Here is a 21,783-nt window from a genome sequence, read left to right as displayed (position 1 = left end):
TTCTGCGTCTTTACCCGAAGTTGCCTCTCAACACGGCGTAACCCAACGTTATACGGTGCTTGCACACAGTGCACATGTCTTGTGATGCTATGACCGCTTTTGACGGATGAGTTGACCAACGAAGAGGTGGCGTTGACCGTGGCGGCCAGTACCGCGCCTCCCCAGGAGGTCCCCCAGGAGGCCGCCCCACGCAGTCGCGGCGCCGACACCCGGGCGCTCACCCAGGTGCTCTTCGGCCAACTGAAGGAGCTCCAGCCGGGCACGCCGGAGCACATCCGGGTACGGGCGGCGCTCATCGAGGCCAACCTCCCGCTCGTGCGCTACGCGGCCGCCCGCTTCCGCTCCCGCAACGAGCCGATGGAGGACGTGATCCAGGTCGGCACGATCGGGCTCATCAACGCCATCGACCGCTTCGACCCGGACCGGGGTGTGCAGTTCCCGACCTTCGCGATGCCGACCGTCGTCGGCGAGATCAAGCGGTACTTCCGCGACAACGTCCGCACCGTCCACGTACCGCGCCGGCTGCACGAGCTGTGGGTGCAGGTCAACGGTGCGACGGAGGACCTGACGACCGCCTTCGGACGCACCCCGACGACCGCCGAGATCGCCGAGCGGCTGCGCATCACCGAGGACGAGGTGCTGTCCTGCATCGAGGCCGGGCGGTCGTACCACGCCACCTCGCTGGAGGCGGCCCAGGAAGGCGACGGACTGCCGGGCCTGCTCGACCGGCTCGGCTACGAGGACCCGGCGCTGGACGGCGTGGAACACCGCGACCTGGTCCGCCATCTGCTGGTCCAACTCCCCGAGCGGGAGCAGAGAATCCTTCTCCTGCGCTACTACAGCAATCTCACCCAGTCGCAAATCAGCGCGGAACTCGGCGTCTCACAGATGCACGTTTCGAGGCTACTCGCGCGTAGCTTCCAGCGGCTGCGATCCGCCAATCGGATCGACGCATAACCTTCTGCGGATAGCGGGTGCATAAGGGGCGCACGGTCGCACGTTCCGGAACACCGCAGTTCGCAAGCACTGTCGAGGTGTAACCGGAGAGAGCGAATCGCTCACCGGCGCCGTTCCCGACCCTTCTGTGCCGAAAAACAGTCAGACCCCCTTTATCCAGGGCGGATTAGAGTCTCACATGTCGACATGTCACTACAGCGTGTTGCCGACATGTGACATTCTGCCGGAAGCGCGTTTGCCGAGGCTCCGGCTCCGGTATTCAGGTGAAGGCTGACGTTCCACCACGGGGCGTTCGCCACGACCGTCCCGCGACCCAAAGGGGGTGGCATGTCCGCAGATCAGGGCAGCTCGAAGGTGCTCACGCTCACCAAGAGCGAGGCTGAGCCCGCACTCGACGACGTCACGGCTGTCGAGGCCGCGCCGGCCCCGGCTCTCCCGGCCCTTCCGGCCGTGTCCGGAGCCATCGACACCCGCACCCTGTCCCGCTCCCTCTTCCTGCGGCTTGCCGCACTCGACGAGAACAGCCCCGAGCGTGCCTACGTCCGGGACACCCTCATCGAGCTCAACCTCCCGCTGGTGCGCTACGCGGCGGCCCGCTTCCGCTCGCGCAACGAGCCGATGGAGGACATCGTCCAGGTCGGCACCATCGGCCTGATCAAGGCGATCGACCGCTTCGACTGCGAACGCGGCGTGGAGTTCCCGACGTTCGCGATGCCGACCGTCGTCGGCGAGATCAAGCGGTTCTTCCGCGACACGTCCTGGTCGGTGCGCGTCCCGCGCCGCCTTCAGGAGCTGCGGCTGGCCCTCACCAAGGCCAGCGACGAGCTCTCCCAGAAGCTGGACCGCTCTCCGACGGTGGCCGAACTCGCCACCGTGCTGGGCGTGTCCGAGGAGGACGTCGTCGACGGCCTCGCGGTGGGCAACGCGTACACGGCCTCCTCGCTCGACTCCCCGGCCCCCGAGGACGACGGCGGCGAGGGCTCCCTCGCGGACCGCCTCGGCTACGAGGACACGGCTCTGGAGGGCGTCGAGTACCGGGAGTCCCTGAAGCCGCTGCTGGCCAAACTCCCGCCCCGTGAGCGCCAGATCATCATGCTGCGCTTCTTCGCCAACATGACCCAGTCACAGATCGGCGAGGAGGTCGGCATCTCCCAGATGCACGTCTCGCGCCTGCTGACCCGCACGCTGGCACAGCTGCGGGAAGGGCTCATCTCGGACTGACCCCACGCGGAGTTGTGCGGGGCACCTGCGGAGGTGCCCCGCCCTGCCGTCGGGTGCCGCCCGGCGACCGCGGGTCCGGTCGTGACTGGCCGCGCAGTTCACCCCGGGCAGCATGCGCTGTGCCTGAACGGGGCGCCCACGGCCATGCCGAGTCCGGCCGCCTGGCGCGTACCGGCCCACCGCGGCCAGCCGCACAGTCCCCCACGGGCAGCACGCCCTCGGCTTGAACGGGGCGCTCACGGCCATGCCGAGTCCGGCCGCCTGGCGCGTACCGGCCCACCGCGGCCAGCCGCACAGTCCCCCACGGGCAGCGTGCGCGGGGCTTGAACGGGGCGCTCACGGCCATGCCGAGTCCGGCCGCCTGGCGCGTACCGGTCCACCGCGGCCAGCCGCGCAGTTCCCCACGGGCAGCATGCGCTGGGCCTGAACGGGGCGCCCACGGTCCTGCCGGGTCAGGTCATGGGGCGCGTGCCGGCCCGTCGTGGCTTGTCGCGCAGTTCCCCGCGCCCCCAAAAGCAACGGGGCCGTCGGTCGCGCAGTGGCCTGTGCATGAGCCGGGGCCACCCCGGCCCCGGCACATCCGCATGCGCTCACCGCAGCGTCACGCGTTACTTCAGCGCCAGCCAAGCCACCGCCGCGACGATCGCCACGGCGACCACCACTCCGATGATGAGGCCGATGCGCGGGCCGCCGGAAGTGGCGGCGGGCGCGGTCTGCTGTCGGCGGCCCTGCGGGCCCTCGTCGACGAACGCGCGGAACATCTGGGTGCTGCCGGCGGGGTCGTGGTTGCCCTGGGGGACCTGGTTCTCAGCCATGCCCAGAGACCCTAGCGAATCGGGCGGTGGCGCCCAAGTGCGGGGCTGACAGGGGTACCGGCAGGTCCCACGTGCAGATTTACGTTCGCAATACTTGCCTTTGCCAAGTTTTTATACCGCACCCACCCCGTTTTATTTGCCTGTAGCAACCAAGCGCCTCTATGGTTGCCCTAAGCAACGAATACGGGAGGTGTGATGGCCGAGCAGGCGCGATACGAGGAGCTGATCCGCCAGTTCAGCGCCTTCGGAGCCGTGAAGAGGGAGATAGGGCGGATGATGCCGTCCGAGTGCCCCTCCGGTTCCGCCGCCGTACTGACCCTGCTCGGGCGCTACGGGGACATGCGCATGAGCAAGCTCTCCGAACTGCTCGCCGTGGACATGTCGGTCACCAGCCGCCACGTCGCGCACGTCGCCGAGCGCGGCTGGATCGAGCGCTCCCCCGACCCGGCGGACAAGCGCTCCCGCATCCTGCGTCTGACGCCGGCCGGCCAGTCGCTCCTCGACCAGTTGTCCCGGCGGACCTGCCACATGCTCGCCGAGCGGATGGGCGACTGGAGCGACGCCGAGGTGGCCCAGCTGACCGCGCTGATGGCCCGCCTGCGGGCGAGCTTCGACGACACCCGCGCCCACGGCCCCGAACCCCGGCCGCCCGCACCCCTCGTACTCGAACAGACCACCCGTACACCCGCGAACACCCAGTAAGAGAAGGAAGCCCATGGCAACGACCACACCAGCCGGTGTGCGGGCTCACGCCAAGCACGGGGGAGGCTCCCAGGAGTACGCCCCGATGACGCACCGGCAGATCATGGAGGCCATCTCCGGCCTGCTGCTCGGCATGTTCGTGGCGATCCTGTCGTCCACGATCGTCACCAACGCGCTCCCGCACATCATCAGCGACCTCGGCGGCGGCCAGTCCGCCTACACCTGGGTCGTCACCGCAGCCCTGCTGTCGATGACCGCGGCCACCCCGCTGTGGGGCAAGCTCGCCGACCTGTACAGCAAGAAGGCACTCGTCCAGATAGCCCTGGTCATCTACGTCCTGGGCTCCGCGGCCGCCGGTCTCTCGCAGAACGCCGGCATGCTGATCGCCTGCCGGGTCGTGCAGGGCATCGGCGTCGGCGGTCTGTCCGCCCTGGCGCAGATCGTCATGGCCGCGATGATCTCCCCGCGTGAGCGCGGGCGTTACTCCGGCTACCTCGGCGCGACCTTCGCCGTCGCGACCGTCGGCGGCCCGCTGCTCGGCGGTGTCATCACCGACACCTCCTGGCTGGGCTGGCGCTGGTGCTTCTACGTCGGCGTCCCCTTCGCCGTCGTCGCGCTGATCGTGCTCCAGAAGACCCTGCACCTGCCCGTCGTCAAGCGGGACGTGAAGGTCGACTGGGCCGGGGCGACCTTCATCGCCGCCGCCGTCTCACTGCTGCTCGTCTGGGTCACCTTCGCCGGTGACAAGTACGACTGGGTGTCGTGGCAGACGTACACGATGGTCGGCGGTTCGATCGTGCTCGGGCTGCTGTTCGTGCTGATCGAGTCCAAGGCGACCGAGCCGATCATCCCGCTGCGCCTCTTCAAGAACCGGACCATCACGCTGGCCTCGCTGGCCTCGCTGTTCGTCGGTGTCGCGATGTTCACCGGCACGGTCTTCTTCAGCCAGTACTTCCAGCTGGCCCGCGACAAGTCCCCGACGATGTCCGGCGTCATGACCATCCCGATGATCGGCGGACTGTTCGTCTCCTCCACCGTCTCCGGGCAGTTCATCACCCGCACCGGACGCTGGAAGGCGTGGCTGGTCAGCGGTGGTGTGCTGGTGACGGCCGGTCTCGGTCTGCTCGGCACCATCCGGTACGACACGGACTACTGGAAGATGGCCGTCTTCATGGCCCTGCTGGGTCTCGGCATCGGCATGATGATGCAGAACCTGGTGCTGTGCACGCAGAACCAGGTCGACGCGAGCGACCTCGGCGCGGCCAGCTCGACGGTCACCTTCTTCCGTTCCCTCGGTGGCGCGGTCGGCGTCTCCGCGCTCGGCGCGGTCATGTCCCACCGGATCTCGCACTACGTGTCGGACGGCGTCGCCGCCCTCGACCCCAAGTACCAGGCCGCCCTGTCCGGTTCCGGCTCCTCCACCGACAGCATCCCGGACCTGGCCAAGCTCCCGGCCCCGGTGCGCACGCTCATGGAGAGCTCCTACGGCCACGGCATCGCCGATGTGTTCCTGATCGCCGGCGCCCTCGCGGCCGTCGCGTTCCTGATCACCCTGTTCATCAAGGAGGTCCCGCTGCGGACCAAGGGCGCGCTGGCACAGGCCGCGGCCGAGGACTCGCCGGCCGAGGCCCCCACGGAGGCCGCTGCCCCCGCGGCAGCCACGACCCCGGCGGAAGCCGTGGCACCGGCTGCCGGGCACACCCCGAGCTGGGCCACGACCACCTCCGACACCGAGACCGCCCCCGAGGGCACGCAGCGGCTGTCCGCCGTGGCCACGCTCGCCCGCCCGGAGGCGTCCGCCGACGGCTCCGGCGGCATCCCGGTCCGCGGCTTCGTCCGCGGCAACGAGAGCGCGCCGGTCCCGCAGGCCGCGGTCACGCTGATCTCGCTCGCGGGACGACAGCTGGGCCGGTCGGTCACGCAGGCGGACGGTTCCTACGCCGTCGAGGCGCCGAGCGTCGGATCGTACGTCCTGATCGCCTCCGCCGACGGCTTCCAGCCGCAGGCGTCCACGGTGCTCGTGAACGGCGAGCCGGTCGCCTACGACATCCTCCTCAGCGGCACCAGCGGGCTGAACGGGCTCGTGCGGGCCGCGCAGAACGGGGAGCCCGTCAAGGACGCCATGGTGATCGTCACCGATGTGCGGGGCGATCTGCTGGCCACCGGGACCACCGGTGAGCAGGGTGAGTTCGCCTTCGGCGAGCTGGTGCCGGGTGCCGTGACCGTCGCGGTCAACGCCGCCGGGTTCCGGCCGCGCGCCCTGCCCGTCGAGGTCGGCGGCACCGGCGTGACCCGGATCGAGGTCGACCTCGACTCGGGGGCCCGCCTCCAGGGTGTCGTACGGGCGCCGCACGGTCCGCTGGCCGACGCGCGGGTCACCCTCGTGGACGCGGCCGGCAACGTGGTCGGCACCGCCACCACCGGGACGGACGGGGCGTACGCCTTCACCGACCTGGACGGCGGCGAGTACACGGTCATCGCCACGGGCTACCCGCCGCAGGCGACGGCCCTGACGGTGAACGGCCCCGGCGTCGACGGCCACGACATCGAACTCGCCCACCCCGGCGAGTAGTTCACCCGCTCCGGCCCGTGGCAGGGAGCGCGCGCTCTGAGCGGAGGCGCGCGCCCGCCACGGGCCGGTCTTCTTCGAGGAGTTACGTGAAATGGGACTGAGCGCAAGGATCCGGACCCGGGACGGCTGGGCCGTGTCGCACGCGGTCGTCACGGTGACCGACATGACCGGCACGCAGGTGCTGCGCGCGGAGGCGGACGCCGAGGGGGCCGTACGGGACGGAACTCCGCTGGAGCCGGGGCCGTACACCGTCATCGTGACGGCCGTCGGGTACGCGCCCGCCGCCTCCAGCGCGATCGTCACCGCGAGCGGCCGGGTCGAGGTCGGCACGGTCACCCTGGCCCGCATCGGCGGGGCGGAACTGCCGCCGCCGGGGCCCTGGACCGTCGACCCTGCCCACTCCAGCGTGGGCGCCCTCGCCCAGCACCTGGGCATCTCCAGCGTGCACGGCCGCTTCACCGACTTCACGGCGGCGATCGAGGTCGCCCCGGACGACGTGACCAAGTCCCGGGTGGAGGCGGTGATCCGGGCCGCCTCGATCGACACGGGGAACGCGATGCGGGACGAGCACCTGAGGTCGGCGGACTTCCTGGACGTCGAGCGGTACCCCGAGATCACCTACCGGTCGACGGGGCTGACGGTGGCCGGCACGGACCGGTGGACCGTGCGGGGCGAACTCGCCATGCGCGGTGTCGTACGGCCGGTGGACCTGGACCTCGCGTATCTGGGCACCGGAGCCGACCCCTGGGGCGGGACCCGGGCGGCCTTCCGGGCGACGACCCAGCTGCGGCGGGAGGACTTCGCCATGAACTACAACCAGGTCGTGCAGGCCGGGATCGCGGCGATCGGCACGACGCTGAAGGTCGAGCTCGATGTGCAGGCGGTCCAGGGGGAGTCGCTGCCGCAGGCCTGAGGGCGTTGTCAGTGGCAGGTCGTACGGTTTCGGGTATGGAGCGGAGCACAGAGGGCCGGGCACGGGGCGCAGGCGGGGCTGAGGCTGCTGGGGACCGTGGCCGAGGGTGGGGACCGGTTCGGCCGTGACGCGGTTCACTGGAACGCCGTGGCGCTCCAACTAGGCTGATTCCATGGCACCGAACATTGCGACCAACAAGTCCGTCTCCCTGGATGAGCTGCTGGACTTCGTACGGCCCCGGCACCGGGCGATCCTGCTGACGCGGCGGGCGGACGGGTCTCCGCAGGCCTCGCCGTTGACCTGCGGGGTGGACGACTCGGGGCGGATCGTCGTGTCGACGTATCCCGAGCGGGCGAAGACGCGGAACGCGAAGCGGGATCCCCAGGTCAGCGTGATCGTCCTGAGCGACGACTGGGACGGGCCGTGGGTGCAGGTCGACGGGACCGCGGAGGTCATCGACTCGCCGGACTCCGTGGAGCCGCTCGTGGAGTACTTCCGGAACATCTCCGGGGAGCACCCTGACTGGAACGAGTACCGGGCGGCGATGGTGAAGCAGGGGAAGTCGATCATTCGGGTCACGCCGGAGCGGTGGGGGCCGGTTGCCACCGGTGGATTTCCCGCGCGGTTGGCTTCGCCGGGCGCCTAGTGTGCGCTCACCATCGTCTCGATGCCTGCCACCAGTAGGTCAAGGGCGAAGGTGAAGTCCCTGTCCCTCATCTCCTCCAGCGTGTCGCCTCCCCTCGCCGTCATGATCTCCTCGTTCTCCTTGAGGATCTGCGCGGCGCCGGGGGACTGGCCGGCGATGGTCATGGCATGGCGGAAGTAGGCCTCCTGGGTCATGCCGGCCTGGGCGGAACGGGTGATGAAGTGGCCCTCGATGGTGCCGAAGCCGTAGACGAACTGGAAGACGGCGGAGATCGCGCCGGTGATGCCGTGTGCGGGCAGGCCGGTCCTGCGCATGACCCGGTGCACGGTCCGGGACAGGGCCAGGGAGTGGGGGCCGATGTTGAGGAAGGTGCCGGCCAGCGGTGAGACCCAGGGATGCCGGACCAGCAGGCCCCGGTACTCCCCGGCCACCGTGCGCAGTTGGTCCCGCCAGTCCTCGTCGGCGTCCGGGTCCGGCAGCTCCAGCTCGCCGAAGGCCGCGTCCAGGGCGAGTTCGAGCAGGTCGTCCTTGGTGTCGACGTACCAGTAGACGGACATCGCGGTCACGTTCAGCTCGGCGGCCAGCCGCCGCATGGAGAACTTGGCCAGTCCCTCGGCGTCCAGGAGCCGTACGGTCACCTCGGTGATCCGGTCCCGGTCCAGCCCGGACGGCTGCCCGCCCCCACGCCCGCCCCGGCGCACCTTGCCTTCGAGCCAGACACTGGTTCGCGCGGCCGCTTCCTGGCCTGCCTTCACCATGGCGCACCTTCCGAGACGTCGTTCACTTGCAAAAGATGCTAGGCCTGGGCCGACCTGTAAGGGGCGCGGGGAACTGCGCGACCAGCCACGACGAACCCCCACCCGCCGACGAAGCGCACAGCCCCCACCCCCTCAGGCGACCTCCCCCCGCTCGGCCCGCCGCAACAACACCCCCGCCACCACCCCGCCCGACAGCACAGCCACCGCCCCCACCAACTGACTGCTCTCCAGGCCGGAGGCGAACGCGTCGGTGATCCGCGCCCGCTCCGACACCGACCCCGCCTCCGCCAACGCCGCCGGCAGCGAGCCGGCCGCCACCGAAACCAGCGTCGCGAACCGCGCGTTCAGCACCGCGCCCAGGACCGCGACCCCCAGCCCCTGCCCGAACTCGGCCACCGTGCCGTTGATCCCCGCGCCGACCCCGGCCTTCTCGGGCGGGATCGCGCTCATGATCGCGTGTGCCATCGCGGGACTGGCGACCGCCGCCCCCGCGCCGATCAGCACCAGGCCCAGCAGCGTGCCCGGATACCCGTGGTCGGTGAGCGTGGCGATGGAGAGCAGGCCCGCGGCCATCACCGCCATGCCGAGGCCGATGGAGAGCGGCGTCCCGAGTCTCGTGGACCACTTCGCCGCGAGGCCCGTGAAGTTGAGGGCCACGATCATCAGCGCGAGCGGTGCCGTGCGCAGCCCCGCCTCCAGGGGGCCGTACCCGAGGACGAACTGCATGTGCTGGGTGAGCAGGAAGAGCGAGCCGCCCATGCCAAAGGTGATCAGAACCGCTCCCGCCACCGCTCCCGTGAACCGGCGGTCTCGGAAGAAGTGCATGTCGAGCATCGGATGGGGGATCCGGCTCTCCCAGTACGCGAACCCGGCGAGGACCACGATCGCCACGGCCGCGGGCGTCAGCACCCGGCCGGACGTCCAGCCGTGCTCGGGGCCGGAGATGATCGCGAACACCAGAGAGGCCATGCCGATCGTGGAGAGCAACGCGCCGAGCAGGTCGGGGCGGTCGCCGCGCCCCGGGGGCCCGGGGGTGGTCCCCCGGAAAGACACAGCCTTGGACTCGGGGACCAGGATCACGACCGCGACCAGGGCGAGCGCGGCGACCGGCAGGTTGATCAGGAAGATCGCGCCCCACCAGAAGTGGTTCAGCATGAAGCCGCCGAGAAGAGGGCCGGTGGCGAAGCCCAGCGAGTTCACCGCCGCCCAGATGCCGATCGCCTTCGGCTGCTCCTCGGGCACGAAGATCTGCATCGCCACGGCCAGTGTGGTGGTCATCAGCAGCGCGCCGCCCACGCCCATCCCGGCCCGTGCCGCGATCAGTTGGGCGGTGGAGTCGGCCAGCCCCGCGACCAGCGATCCGACGCCGAACAGCACCAGTCCCGCGGCCAGCATCTTCTTGCGGCCGTAGCGGTCGGCCGCGCTGCCCGCGGTGAGCAGCAGCCCGGACTGCACCAGCGAGTACGCGTTGATCATCCACTGGATGTCGGAGGTGGCGGCGCCCAGTTCGCTGGTGAGGGAGGGGATCGCCACGTTCAGGATCGTGTTGTCGAGCAGCACGGTGAGCTGCGCGAGACAGATGACGCCGAGTATCAGCCAGCGCTGGGGGTGGCCCTGGGCGACGGCTGCGGGGGCGGGAGCGGTCATGCCGTACACCGTAGAACAGTTCTTATACGGCGTACAACGCGCTTTCTCGCCGTACGACGAGAAGGGCGGCGACCGAAGTCACCGCCCTTCTGCTGGGGAGAACCGTCAGCTGCTCGCCTTCTGGGTGAGGTCGTAGAAGGTGGCCGAACCGACCGTGACCTTCTTGAAGTTGGCCTCGACCCACGAGGTGATCTGCGAGGACGTACCGCTGCTGCTGCCGCCCATGCCGCCGCCGGAGCCGCTGGAGATGAAGTAGTGGATCCTGCCGTCTTCCACGTACTTCTTGAACTGGGCCAGCGTCGGGGACGGGTCGGTGCCGTTGAAGCCGCCGATCGCCATCACCGGATCGCCCGTGGAGAGCTGGTAGCTCGCCGCGTTCTGGGCGCCGATGGCCGCCGCGGCCCAGGTGTACTTCGACGAGTCCGTCTCCAGCAGCTTCTTGGCCTCGGAGGTGACGCTCGCGCCGTTCAGCAGGCCGCCGGCGCCACCGCCGCCGCCCATGCCGCCGCCGTCGCCCGTCCGTCCGCCGGGGCCGGTCTGCTGGTTCTGAGTGCCGCCGTTGCCGTTCTGCTGGTTCTGGCCGGGCATGCCGCCACCGGGGAAGCCGCCCGTGCCGCCGCCCTGTGTGTTGCCGTTCTGCTGGTTCTGGCCCTGCTGGCCGGGCATACCGCCGCCGAAGCGGCCCCGGCCACCGCCGCCACCGCCCGGACCGCCGCCGCCCATCATGGACGCGCCCGCCGGGCCCGCCGTCACGATGGACCCGGTGTGGCCCTCCTGGAGGGTGCTGATCGTGTACGCCGTCGGGCCGGCCAGAGCGGCCACCAGGCCCAGCGAGGCCGCCGCGAGGGCGAGTTGACGGCTGACGCGGCCCGCGAAGATCAGGCCGAGCGCGGCGACCAGGCCGCCGATCAGGACCAGGTACTTCAGCCAGGGCAGGTAGTCGGAGGTGCGGTTGAGCAGGAGGTAGCTCCAGGCCGCCGCTGCCACGACCGAGGCCGCGAGGGTGATCGACGCCCACAGTTCGGCGCGCTTCTCCCACAGGATGCCCGCGCCCATGCCGATCACGGCCGCGATGTAGGGGGCGAGGGCCACCGTGTAGTACTGGTGGAAGATGCCCGCCATGTAGCTGAAGACGACCATGGTCATCAGCAGCGAGCCGCCCCAGACCAGGAACGAACCGCGCCTGACGCTGGTCCTGCTGAGCTTGCGGGTCGCCACCAGACCGGCGACGAGGAGGATCAGCGCGGCCGGCAGCAGCCAGGAGATCTGGCCGCCGATCTCGGAGTTGAACATCCGGTCCCAGCCGGTCTCGCCCCACTGCCCGGTGCCGCCTCCGCCACCGCCGCCGCCGACCGAGCCGGTCTCGTCGCCGCTGAGACGGCCGAAACCGTTGTAGCCGAAGGTCAGTTCAAGGAAGGAGTTGTTCTGGGAGCCGCCGATGTAGGGGCGCGAGGAGGCGGGCCACAGTTCGACGATCGCCACCCACCAGCCGCCGGAGACGACCAACGCGAGGGTGGCCGCAGCCAGTTGACCGAGCCGCTTCCTGACGGAGACCGGCGCGCAGACGGCGTAGACGATCGCCAGCGGCGGCAGGATCAGGAAGGCCTGGAGGGTCTTCGCGAGGAACGCGAAGCCGATCGCGGCACCGGCCCACAGCAGCCACTTGGTGCGGCCGTCCTCCAGGGCGCGGATCACGAAGTAGCAGGCGAGCGCCATCAGCAGCGCCAGCATGGCGTCGGGGTTGTTGAACCGGAACATCAGCGCCGCGACGGGGGTGAGCGCGAGCACCGCACCCGCGATCAGACCGGCCGCGGGGCTGAACCGGCGGCGCACGGAGGCGTGGACGACGGCGACCGAGCCGACGCCCATGAGGACCTCGGGCGCGAGGATGGCCCAGGAGTTCAGGCCGAAGATCCGCACCGACAGTTCCATCGGCCACAGCGAGGCCGGGGGCTTGTCGACGGTGATCGCGTTGCCCGCGTCGAGCGAGCCGAAGAAGAAGGCCTTCCAGGACTGGCTGCCGGCCTGGACCGCCGCCGAGTAGAAGGAGTTGGCGTAGCCGGAGGAGCTCAGGTTGTAGAGGTAGAGCAGAAGGGTAGCGGCCAGCAGGCCGAGGAAGGCCGGCCGAGCCCAGCGGGGGTCCTCGGGGCGGCCACGCCACAGTCTGCGGACGAAGGGCTGCTGGGGTTCACCGGACTCGGGGGCCGGGGGAGCGACCGGCGCCTCGGGGGCCGTCGCCGCCGGACCCCACCCGGAACCCCGCTGGGTCGGATGGTCGGTCTGCGTGGTCATCAGGGCTTCCTCGGGTCGGTGTCGGTCGGGCGCACCGGCTGCAACTGCACGGTGGCGTCCTTCCAGGAGCGCTGCTCCGCGGCTTCACCGGCGCGGAACTCGGTCGTGTCGTACGGGGAGGTCGGGGCGTACGGCGTCGTGGCGTGCGGCGTCGTGGCGTGCGGCGTCGTGGCGTGCGGCGTCGTGGCGTACTGGTTCGCCGTCGGGCGCTGGGGCAGCGGCGCGTGGGGCTGCCGCGGGAGCTGCTGCTGCGGGAGCTGCTGGGTCGAGTAGGCCGGCGAGGACGGGGCGTGGGCGGCGACGACGGTGGACCGGGGCTGGTCGTCACCGCGGTCGGGGAAGACCCAGGCCCGGAAGAGCAGGAAGCGCAGCACGGTCGCCGCGAGGTTGGCGGCGATCAGGACCGCCAGCTCGGTGGAGTGCGCGGGGTCGCTGCTGGCCGCGTTGAGCGCGGCGAGGGAGCCGCTGGTCAGCGCCAGGCCGATGCCGAAGACGACCAGGCCCTGCGCCTGATGGCGGACGGCGCCGCCCTTCCCGCGCACCCCGAAGGTCAGGCGCCGGTTGGCGGCGGTGTTGGCGACCGCGGAGACCAGCAGGGCCAGCGCGTTGGCGGTCTGGGAGCCGCCGAACTGCCGGAAGGCGCTGTAGAGGACGAGGTAGAAGAGGGTCGACAGACCGCCGACGACACAGAACCCGACGAGCTGGCGGGCCAGCCCCTTCGGCACGTCCTGGATCTCGCGGTCGCGCGGGTCGTCGCCGAAGGGCCGGGTGATCCGGTCCAGCGGCAGCGATCCGCTCGCCAGGGCCTTTCCCACCCGCCACACCCCCTTGAGGTCCTCGGTGGCCGTCTTCACGATGTGGACGGTGGAGTCGGGGTCGTCGACCCAGTCGACGGGCACTTCGTGGATACGAAGGCCCGCGCGCTCGGCGATGACCAGCATCTCGGTGTCGAAGAACCAGCCGCTGTCCTCCACGAGCGGCAGCAGGACCTGCGCCACGTCCCGCCGGATGGCCTTGAAGCCGCACTGCGCGTCGGAGAAGCGGGCCTGGAGGGAGCCGCGCAGGATGAGGTTGTAGGCGCGGCTGATGAACTCGCGCTTGGGGCCGCGCACGACCCGGGAGCTGCGGGCGAGCCGGGAGCCGATCGCCAGGTCGGAGTGGCCCGAGATCAGCGGGGCCACCAGCGGCAGCAGGGCGTTGAGGTCGGTGGACAGATCGACGTCCATGTAGGCGAGGACCGGGGCGTCCGAGGCGGACCAGACGGTCCGCAGCGCCCGGCCGCGGCCCTTCTGCTCCAGCCGGAAGGCCCTGACCTCCGGTATCTCCGCCTCCAGCCGCCGCGACACCAGGGGCGTGGTGTCCGTCGAGGCGTTGTCCGCGATGGTGATGCGGAACGCGTACGGGAACGTGCGCTTGAGGTGCTCGTGCAGTCTCAGCACACACGGCTGGAGGTCCTTCTCCTCGTTGTAGACGGGGATCACTACGTCCAGGACAGGCGTACCGGCGTCGCCGGCCGGGAGGTGCTCCCGCGCCGGCAGGGTGCCGGGAGAAGAGTCGGTTCGCATGTGAACGACTCTGGTCAAGCCCCCTGTTGCACCCATATGGCGGCGCTGTGCTGCGCCTGTGAGTGCGATTGCCAGTTCGTTTCGGGCGCCGGACGGGGGGCCACGGGGCCGACCGCGGGCAGGTGCATGGTGAACACCGTCCGCCCCGGAACGCTGTCCACGGTCACCGCGCCGCCGTGCGCGGTCGCGACGGCCTGCACGATGGCGAGGCCGAGGCCGGTGGATCCGGTGGCGCGGGAGCGCGCGGAGTCGCCGCGCGCGAACCGTTCGAAGACGTGTGGGAGCAGGTCGGACGGAATGCCCTGGCCGTTGTCCTCGACGTCCACGCACATCCAGGGACCGCGCCGCTGCACCCGTGCGGTGACGGTCGTCCCCTCCGGGGTGTGTTTGCGGGCGTTGCCGAGCAGGTTGATGAGCACCTGCTGCAGGCGGGCCGCGTCACCGGAGACGAGGGCGGGTTCGTCGGGCAGGTCGAGGCGCCAGTTGTGGTCCATGCCGGCCGCGCGGGCGTCACTGATGGTGTCCACGACGAGCGGGATGAGGTCGGTCTGCTCGAACTGGAGCGGCCGGCCGGCGTCCAGGCGCGCGAGCAGCAGCAGGTCCTCCACGAGCAGCGTCATCCGGCCCGCCTCGGACTCGATACGGCCCAGAGCGTGCCGGGTGTCGGGGCCGACCTCTTCTCTGCCGCGCCGGGTGAGCTCGGCGTATCCGCGGATGGAGGCGAGCGGTGTTCTGAGCTCGTGACTGGCGTCGGCCACGAACTGACGCACCCGCATCTCGCTCTGCTGCCGTGCGTGCAGGGCGCCGTGGACGTGGTCCAGCATGCGATTGAGCGCGGAGCCCACCTGGCCGACCTCGGTGTGCGGGTCGCACTCCGCTTCGGGCACCCGCTCGCTCAGATTGACCTCCCCGGTGTGCAGGGGCAGTTCGGAGACCCGGGTGGCGGTGTTGGCGACCTTGCGCAGGGGGCGGGTGGCGAGCCCGACGAGGACGTAACCGGCGATGACGGCGGCGCCGAGTCCGGCTGCGGTGACGCTGATCTCGACGAGGATCAGGGTGTTGATGGTGCTGTTGACGTCGTCGGTGGGCAGGGCGATGTAGTACGAGTCGGCGTTGTCCCTGCTCGTGACGTACTGGACGCGGTACTCGCCGAGGCCCGGGATGTCCACGGTGTGGGCATCGGCATCCTTGTCCTGCGGCACGGCGGCGAGGGCCGCCTTCTGTGCGGCGTTGAGCTTGGCGGCCGTCATTCCCTTGAAGTCGCCGTTGCTGTCCTTCTGCTGCTCGGCGACGGCGGCACTGGCGATCTTGCCCTTCTGCACGTACGCGGCGATGGTGTCGGGCTGGGTCGGGGCCTGCTTGATGAGGTTCGCGGCCTTGGCGCTCGCCGGGATCTCCGTCTGCGAGACGGGCGGGTCCTTCGGAGGCTCTTTGCCCTTCGGTGCGTTGTCCCTGCCGAAGCCCACCGCGCGCCCCGCTGTCTCGCGCAGCTTGCCGTCCAGCTGCTCGTACAGATGCGACCGCAACGCCAGTGTCGTCACCGTGCCGATCACCGAGCAGACCACCGCGATCAGCACCACCGACGCGACGACGAGCCGCGTCCGCAGCGTGCGCGGCTTACCTGCTCGCCCTGCTCGCTTCTGCGCCCGCGGCCGTCGTCGCCCGCTCATGAGGCGGCGGGCTTGATCAGGTAACCGGCGCCGCGCCGGGTGTGGATCATCGGCTCGCGTCCCGCGTCGATCTTCCGGCGCAGGTAGGAGATGTAGAGCTCGACGACGTTGGCCTGGCCGCCGAAGTCGTACGACCACACCCGGTCGAGGATCTGCGCCTTGCTGAGCACCCGCCGAGGATTGCGCATCAGGAACCGCAGGAGCTCGAACTCGGTCGCGGTGAGGTGGATGTTCTCCCCGGCCCGCGACACCTCGTGGCTGTCCTCGTCGAGGGTGAGGTCACCGACGACCAGCACGGAGTCGGAGCGTCGGTCGGCCGCACCGGAGCGGCGGATCAGGCCGCGCAACCGGGCCACGACCTCTTCGAGGCTGAACGGCTTGGTGACGTAGTCGTCGCCACCGGCGGTGAGCCCGGCGATACGGTCCTCGACGGCGTCCTTCGCGGTCAGGAACAGCACCGGCACATCAGGGAGCTCACGCCGGAGCCGCCCGAGGACGGCCAGTCCGTCCATGTCGGGAAGCATCATGTCGAGAACGACGGCGTCGGGCCGGAACTCCCGCGCGGTCTGAACGGCACCCTGGCCGTCTCCGGCACTGCGGATCTGCCACCCCTCATAGCGAAGGGCCATGGACAGCAGTTCGGTGATCGACAGCTCGTCGTCCACCACAAGCACTCGGACGGGGCTCCCGTCCGGCCTCAGCAGTTCGGTGCGCCCCTGGGGCGAGGTCGTGGTCATGGTGGACACCATGTCGGGGCCCCCTGAGAACACCCTTTCGGCAGTCTGTGATTTCCCTGAGAAACTCACAGGCGGCTCTCAGGCAACGCCTGGGGAACTCCTTGTCCGACGGGACGGACGAGGCATCCGGCCCAGGCTCCGGCCGCTAGCGGACCGGCCCCTGCTCGTCCACATGAACCGTCGGTGTCCCGAGGAACACCTCGGCGCCGACCGGGCCGTAGGCGATGTTGAAGGTGTCCAGCCAGTACGACCAGTCCCGCAGGCCGACGGCACTGCTGAAGCGGTAGTTGAGCCGCCACCGCACCCACTGCCCGGGCTCGAGCCGTACGCCCGGGCGCCGCCGCGGCCGGGGCGGCACCCCGAACATCGGCCTCACCCTGGGCAGCACCCGCAACCGCCCGTCCGCCTCACGGAGTTGGACGTCGACGCCTTTGAGATTGTCGCCCTGGTGGTCGTGCGGCACGAAGTCGTCCCGCTCGTCCATCCGGACCGCGTGGACGAACGGCGCTCCGGCCCGCCCCACCGCGGACGGCGGCAACGCGAAGCCGACCGGCGCCGCGTTCCTCCGTGTCGCGGCCTCGCCGCCGCGGGATCGCTTCGTCCACGACGTGCGTATCCACTGAACGGTGATGTCCATCCCCGGTCCCCCCTCGTCCGACTCGTCAGAACAACCCGTCCTGAACCCCCGGCGCCTCCTTGAACTCTCTCACCGGCACGGTGATTTCCGCCCCGTCGGCCGGGATCAGTTCCCAGCCCGTCATGAGCCGGGTGTCCAGTACGACGACTCCCCCGCTCTCCCTCTCCAGGTGCAGGTCCGGTCCGGCGGCCGCGAGCAGCCGCCCACCCACCGAGCCACTCGCGACGAGCTCGCTCACCTCACCCACGGCGGCGGGCAGGCCCGCGAGACCGAAGATCTCGACGTGATCGACCGGTTGGTAGGGCGCACGTGCCAAAGAGTCCGGCCAGCCGTCCAACGCCCCCGCCCGCGCGTGCAGTTCGCCGACCTCGGCGGCCCGCTCGGCCGCCGACACCGGCAGAACGGACCGTACGGCCCGCTTGGCGCCGTACGGAATGCGGTCCGGCACCGAGAGCGCCGCCCGCAGCAGTTCCTCGGTGCGCCGCGCGGCCATGAGCGGACCGGTGCCGAGCCAGCTGAAGCAGACGGCCCCCTGTTCCAACAGGCGCGCGGACCCCCGCTCCTGCGCCGTGATGCCGACCTTGACCATGCCGGGCCCGAACCACGCCAGATACACCCGGTACGGGCGGGGGTCGTCCGCGAGGGTGTCGGCGGCCACGGAGTGCGCCTGGTCCAGCCGCGCACACTCCTCGCACCGCGCCCCCGTACTTCGCCCCGACACCGCGGCCCGCGCCGGACACGCGTGCCCCCGCGCTCCCACACATGTCCGCACACCCCCCTCCGCGACCCCGAAGGCCACCCGCTTCCCCCAGGTCAGCGCACTGCGCCGCCCGCCGTCCCACCGCAGCACGGGCCCGTCCGCCGACCACGACAGACCCGAGCACTTCCATCCCTGTGCCATCTCTCACGAGGGTAGGGGGCGCCACTGACAACGGGAGCTGCCGGCGAAGGACGCGAAGGGCGAGTGACGGGGCCTCCCCACCCCGGTGGTGGAGCCAGCCCTACCTCCGGTTCGGGAGGGTGCTCCATCGTTTCGGCGGGCTCGCGGCGGCATCGTTGATCTCGGCTGATCCACCCGGATCAAGCAGATCGAACGCGCCGAGCGCGAACGCCGAACCGGAGGAAACCCATGGAGCCGCAGACGGCCGACCGGACCCAGTTGCCGTCCACGCCGTCCACCCCCGGCCCCCTCGCCTCCTTCGTGCGCTTCGTCGTCTGCGGCGGCGGGATCGGCGTCCTCTCCAGCTTCGCCGTACCGCTGGTCGCGATGACGATGCCGTGGGCGCTGGCGAACGCGGTGATCACCGTGGCCTCCACGCTCCTGTGCACCGAGCTCCACGCCCTGTTCACCTTCGGCACCGGCCGCCGCCCCGGCTGGCGCCGGCACCTCCAGTCCTCCGGCTCGGCGGCCGCCGCGTACGCCGTCACCTGCGCCGCGATGTTCCTCCTGCACGCGGTCCAGTCCTCGCCGAGCATGCTCACGGAACAGGCGGTCTACCTGACCGCGTCCGCCTTCGCCGGCATCGGCCGCTTCCTGGTCCTGCGCCTGTTCGTCTTCACCGGCACCCACAAGGACCGGCGCCCGGCCCGACCCCTTGCCCTGTCCCGACCGACTCTGCCGAGGACCGCGGTCAGCACCGCCTGCTGACCGGCACGGTCGACGCCCCAAGCGACAACTGCGCATGTGCGGACGAGGGTTCACTCCGTCATCCGTCAGCACCAGAGCGGGAGCCGTCGTGCTCGGTCACCAAGAAGCCCCTGCCACGATTCAGATCGCCAGACAACGCCGCGGGGCCTCCAACCCCGTCAGACACGAACGCTCCTCGGCCGGACCGCGACCGCATCCAGCAACTCACCGGCTGATCTCGCCGCGGCACAGGAACGCGAAGACAAGGCGCGGCGCCCCGAACACCCCCAGTTCCTCGGCGAGTTCACGGGCAGCCGCCTCCTCGTACGACTCGCCGACCTCCGCGGCCCCGCCCACCAGCCAGTTGTACTGCCCGGGGAAGCGGGACATGCCCTCCGACCGCCGGTGCACGAGAATCCGCCCGTCCGGATCCCGGCAGACCGTGGTGGCGACCCGGTGCAGCCACCCCTTCTCCATGGCTTCCCCCCGGTCCACCACCCCGATGACCCGGTCCTCCTCATCCACCCGGTCGACCAGTTCACCCATGCCGGCCACGATCGCAGAGGGCTACGACAACACCGCGACGGGTGCTGGCAGCCCGGCGGGGGTACAGCTGCCCCCACCCCCGTTCGGGCGGCCGGCTCCATGTCGCGCCCCCGGGATCGACGGCATCGTAGAAGCCAACGGCCCCGGCCTCCTCCCGGAAGGAATCCCCATGAACCAGTTGCTGTCCTCCTCGCCGGTCACGACCTCCCCCGAGAGCGAACTGGCCCCCCTCCTCACCGCCTGGGACCTGGCCCACCCCGCCACGACCGACCCCGACTGGCGCCACCTGCTCGACGAACTCGCCCACCCCCGCACCACCCAGGCCTTCCACAGCCTGGCCACGAGCCCCGCATGAGCCGTCGCCGTACGCCACTGCCCTACGACACGACGAAGTCCCCTCAGGAATGATCCGGAGGGGACTTCGTCTGCTGTGCACTCGGCAGGATTCCCCGATGCGCGCAAGGGCACACAGTCAATGTGCGGTCGTGATCGGTCATCGCTGATCCGAGCGAGATCCGTGACTGCACGCCTTTGTACGGGACGTTGATGTCAGGCATTGATGTCAGGCATCGATGTCAGAAACAGCCCCGCCGGCTGCGCGCCTTCCGTAAGGTTCCGGCTGTGACGTCGTATGAGCGGTGGTCCCTGATCGCATCGTTCAGCTCTCTGCTGGTCAGCGTCGTTGCTTTCGGCGCACTGGCGTGGCAGCTCCTCTTGCTGGCTCGCGGCACAGGCCAAGATCACGACAGGCGCCGCAAGCAGGCGACCATGGAGTACCTCACGGCCAACATGGAGCGGCGAAAGTTGCTGTTCGACGAGGGGATACCCAACGAACGGGATCACGAGGCCATCGCGGCCCTGGTCAGCCTCTCGCTGGCAGGTGACGAGCCAACGACGAAACTGATCACGGCTTACCTCACCATGTTCAACTTCCTGGCTGTCGGCGCGCAGTCGGACGCCTTCGACCCAGAAATCATCGACGAGGCATGGGGAGGTCTCATCATCGCCGTCTGGAACAACTACCGGCCCTGGATGGAGACGCAGCGAGAGGCGCACGGCGAGCCCCGCCTGTGGGAGAACCTGGAACGGCTGGCCGGCCAGATGACGCCACGCCGATCCGTCACTCCCGCTGGAGCCGGCGCGAACCTGCCCCCGCAGGGACAACCCGTTTCGTAGGGGCCCGGGGGCATGACGATGCCGGGCTAACCGTCACCCAGACGTTCCGACACCGGGGTCTCGTCCACGAAGCCGTGCTCGGCCGGGTGCGTTGGCCGCTGGGCCAGCCAACCTGAAACCCGGGGCCCTCCGTTGATCGCCGACCCGTCCAAGACCGTGCGGACGTACGCAAACCCCTGGCGGAGGTAGTACGCCTGTAGATCCTCGTTGGTCGTCCACGCGTCGAGCCGGAGCCATTTGGCCCCGGCTCGACAGGCACGGTCTCCGGCCCAATCGAGCAGACGGCCGCCGATGTTCTGGCCGGCGTGCGTTCGCGCGACAGAGAGTTTGTTGATGAACATCGAAGGCTCGGAGAGTTCTTGCTCTGTCCAGAGGCCCGGCTCCACCTTGAGGGTCAGGGTGATGGTCGCCACCGTCGCGCCACCGTCCCGGACCATGAAGACAGTCCCCTCCTCTACGGTGTCCGACAGCCTGTCCGCCGGGTACGGCCGTTGCCACTGGTCGGTTCCGAGGCGAGAAAGCCAGGCTGCGGCCTCCGACCGGAAGGCCAGCAGCTTGGACACGTCGCTCGGTTGGGCGGGGGTGATTCTCACTGAGGCTCGTTCTCGCTTCGGGCGGGCAGATCGCCGATCTCGTCGTTCATCCGGTTCACGATAGGTCGCTCGCGTGGACCAAGGGACGTCGTCCACGTAGCGATGACAAACCGCAACGACTCGGAACGTCTGCGAGCAGGAGCCGGACACCGAGGAGTGATCGGCGTTTCGGGGCCGCGTTGATGTCAGCCGATGTCAAAGGCCCCGCCGGATGAACCGGCGGGGCCTTTGAAGTGTGTGCACTCGGCAGGATTCGAACCTGCAACCTTCTGATCCGTAGTCAGATGCTCTATCCGTTAAGCTACGAGTGCTTGTTCTGTTTTCTCGCCGTTCCTTGCCCTTCCGGGCCGCTCGCGGCGACAGGAAGAACATTACATGACTGCCGCTCGCATGTGAAATCCGTTTGCCATACCCCTTGTGAGCTGCGGAAACGCACATCTGAGCGAGATCGAGAACGGTCGGGAACGACGAAGCCCCGGTCGCTCGGACCGGGGCTTCGGTGATCTTGCGCGGAGGCGGAGGGATTTGAACCCTCGATGGGATTTAAGTCCCAAACCGCATTAGCAGTGCGGCGCCATAGACCGGACTAGGCGACGCCTCCAGCACAGCCGCCCGCGCGAGCGCGAGTGGTGCGTGCAGATGATGACACAGCCGGAGGTCGTGCCACCAATCGACTCCCACGGTACTAGGCGGGCGGGGCGCAGGGCAA

At 70.0% G+C, this 21,783-nt stretch carries 19 protein-coding genes, 2 tRNA genes and 1 pseudogene; 9 read left to right on the top strand and 13 right to left on the bottom strand.

Going from position 1 to position 21,783, the window contains the following annotated elements:
• Positions 1-126 precede the first annotated feature (126 nt).
• Together ABZT93_RS18685 and ABZT93_RS18680 are read left to right on the top strand one after the other, a co-directional pair.
• Positions 127-957 (top strand): RNA polymerase sigma factor SigF, encoded by an 831-nt coding sequence (locus tag ABZT93_RS18685; protein WP_356105755.1) that lies wholly within the window; start codon positions 127-129, stop codon positions 955-957.
• A gap of 327 nt (positions 958-1,284) precedes the next feature.
• Positions 1,285-2,178, top strand: a complete 894-nt coding sequence (locus ABZT93_RS18680; protein WP_356105707.1) for an RNA polymerase sigma factor SigF — start codon at positions 1,285-1,287, stop codon at positions 2,176-2,178.
• 608 nt (positions 2,179-2,786) lie between these two features.
• Here the strand turns inward: ABZT93_RS18680 and ABZT93_RS18675 are convergent.
• Complete coding sequence (locus ABZT93_RS18675) at positions 2,787-2,993, bottom strand: hypothetical protein (RefSeq protein ID WP_355749045.1); 207 nt, start codon at positions 2,991-2,993, stop codon at positions 2,787-2,789.
• Positions 2,994-3,188: 195 nt separating this feature from the next.
• On the opposite strand from ABZT93_RS18675, the gene ABZT93_RS18670 reads away from it, so the two are divergent.
• The 4 genes from ABZT93_RS18670 (at position 3,189) to ABZT93_RS18655 (ending at position 7,826) form a co-directional block, all read left to right on the top strand.
• On the top strand, positions 3,189-3,695 hold the full coding sequence (locus ABZT93_RS18670; RefSeq protein ID WP_356105706.1) for a MarR family transcriptional regulator: 507 nt from the start codon (positions 3,189-3,191) through the stop codon (positions 3,693-3,695).
• A gap of 13 nt (positions 3,696-3,708) precedes the next feature.
• Positions 3,709-6,267, top strand: a complete 2,559-nt coding sequence (locus ABZT93_RS18665) for an MFS transporter (RefSeq protein WP_356105704.1) — start codon at positions 3,709-3,711, stop codon at positions 6,265-6,267.
• Positions 6,268-6,358: 91 nt separating this feature from the next.
• Positions 6,359-7,180, top strand: coding sequence for a YceI family protein (locus ABZT93_RS18660; protein ID WP_356105702.1), 822 nt, complete (start codon positions 6,359-6,361; stop codon positions 7,178-7,180).
• 172 nt (positions 7,181-7,352) lie between these two features.
• A complete protein-coding gene (locus ABZT93_RS18655) occupies positions 7,353-7,826 on the top strand; it encodes a PPOX class F420-dependent oxidoreductase (RefSeq protein WP_356105701.1) in 474 nt (157 codons plus the stop codon).
• Here the strand turns inward: ABZT93_RS18655 and ABZT93_RS18650 are convergent.
• The 8 genes from ABZT93_RS18650 to ABZT93_RS18615 all read right to left on the bottom strand — a co-directional run bounded on the left by ABZT93_RS18650 (position 7,823) and on the right by ABZT93_RS18615 (position 18,033).
• Positions 7,823-8,584, bottom strand: a complete 762-nt coding sequence (locus ABZT93_RS18650) for a TetR/AcrR family transcriptional regulator (protein ID WP_356105699.1) — start codon at positions 8,582-8,584, stop codon at positions 7,823-7,825. The two genes, ABZT93_RS18655 and ABZT93_RS18650, sit on opposite strands and share 4 nt — an antisense overlap.
• Positions 8,585-8,716: 132 nt before the next feature.
• On the bottom strand, positions 8,717-10,231 hold the full coding sequence (locus ABZT93_RS18645; RefSeq protein WP_356105697.1) for an MFS transporter: 1,515 nt from the start codon (positions 10,229-10,231) through the stop codon (positions 8,717-8,719).
• Positions 10,232-10,336: 105 nt separating this feature from the next.
• Entirely contained in the window at positions 10,337-12,523 is a 2,187-nt protein-coding gene (locus ABZT93_RS18640; protein WP_356105695.1) for a glycosyltransferase family 39 protein, read from the bottom strand.
• Positions 12,523-14,088 carry a bifunctional glycosyltransferase family 2/GtrA family protein gene (locus tag ABZT93_RS18635; protein WP_356105693.1) on the bottom strand — a complete coding sequence of 522 codons (1,566 nt, stop codon included), beginning with the start codon at positions 14,086-14,088 and terminating at the stop codon, positions 12,523-12,525. Before ABZT93_RS18635 ends, ABZT93_RS18640 begins: the two co-directional genes overlap by 1 nt.
• 14 nt (positions 14,089-14,102) lie before the next feature.
• Positions 14,103-15,758, bottom strand: a complete 1,656-nt coding sequence (locus ABZT93_RS18630) for a HAMP domain-containing sensor histidine kinase (protein WP_356105691.1) — start codon at positions 15,756-15,758, stop codon at positions 14,103-14,105.
• Positions 15,755-16,495, bottom strand: coding sequence for a response regulator transcription factor (locus ABZT93_RS18625; protein ID WP_179332490.1), 741 nt, complete (start codon positions 16,493-16,495; stop codon positions 15,755-15,757). The genes ABZT93_RS18630 and ABZT93_RS18625 overlap by 4 nt, the downstream gene beginning before the upstream one ends.
• A gap of 145 nt (positions 16,496-16,640) precedes the next feature.
• A complete protein-coding gene (locus tag ABZT93_RS18620) occupies positions 16,641-17,132 on the bottom strand; it encodes a hypothetical protein (protein WP_356105689.1) in 492 nt (163 codons plus the stop codon).
• Positions 17,133-17,157: 25 nt separating this feature from the next.
• Positions 17,158-18,033 (bottom strand): DUF2797 domain-containing protein, encoded by an 876-nt coding sequence (locus ABZT93_RS18615; protein WP_356105687.1) that lies wholly within the window; start codon positions 18,031-18,033, stop codon positions 17,158-17,160.
• 228 nt (positions 18,034-18,261) lie between these two features.
• On the opposite strand from ABZT93_RS18615, the gene ABZT93_RS18610 reads away from it, so the two are divergent.
• The gene (locus ABZT93_RS18610) at positions 18,262-18,780 is read left to right on the top strand and encodes a GtrA family protein (protein WP_356105685.1); all 519 of its coding nucleotides are present in this window, start codon (positions 18,262-18,264) and stop codon (positions 18,778-18,780) included.
• Between the two features lie 210 nt (positions 18,781-18,990).
• On the opposite strand, the pseudogene ABZT93_RS18605 reads toward ABZT93_RS18610, so the two are convergent.
• Positions 18,991-19,305, bottom strand: a pseudogene (locus tag ABZT93_RS18605) (NUDIX domain-containing protein); the annotation flags it as partial.
• Positions 19,306-19,474: 169 nt separating this feature from the next.
• On the opposite strand from ABZT93_RS18605, the gene ABZT93_RS18600 reads away from it, so the two are divergent.
• Both ABZT93_RS18600 and ABZT93_RS18595 read left to right on the top strand, forming a co-directional pair.
• A complete protein-coding gene (locus tag ABZT93_RS18600) occupies positions 19,475-19,660 on the top strand; it encodes a hypothetical protein (protein WP_356105683.1) in 186 nt (61 codons plus the stop codon).
• Positions 19,661-19,926: 266 nt separating this feature from the next.
• Positions 19,927-20,481: a DUF4760 domain-containing protein gene (locus ABZT93_RS18595; protein WP_356105681.1), complete on the top strand. Its 555-nt coding sequence runs from the start codon at positions 19,927-19,929 to the stop codon at positions 20,479-20,481.
• A 26-nt stretch (positions 20,482-20,507) separates the two neighbouring features.
• Here ABZT93_RS18595 and ABZT93_RS18590 read toward each other — a convergent pair whose 3' ends face one another.
• The 3 genes from ABZT93_RS18590 to ABZT93_RS18580 all read right to left on the bottom strand — a co-directional run bounded on the left by ABZT93_RS18590 (position 20,508) and on the right by ABZT93_RS18580 (position 21,675).
• Positions 20,508-21,074 carry a GNAT family N-acetyltransferase gene (locus tag ABZT93_RS18590; RefSeq protein ID WP_356105680.1) on the bottom strand — a complete coding sequence of 189 codons (567 nt, stop codon included), beginning with the start codon at positions 21,072-21,074 and terminating at the stop codon, positions 20,508-20,510.
• 238 nt (positions 21,075-21,312) lie between these two features.
• Positions 21,313-21,385 (bottom strand) — tRNA-Arg (locus ABZT93_RS18585).
• Between the two features lie 199 nt (positions 21,386-21,584).
• Positions 21,585-21,675, bottom strand: a tRNA-Ser gene (locus tag ABZT93_RS18580).
• Positions 21,676-21,783: the final 108 nt, after the last annotated feature.

This window comes from Streptomyces sp. NPDC005303 (genome assembly GCF_040607335.1).
GTDB lineage: Bacteria > Actinomycetota > Actinomycetes > Streptomycetales > Streptomycetaceae > Streptomyces.
This window is presented reverse-complemented; position numbering and strand designations above follow the sequence as displayed.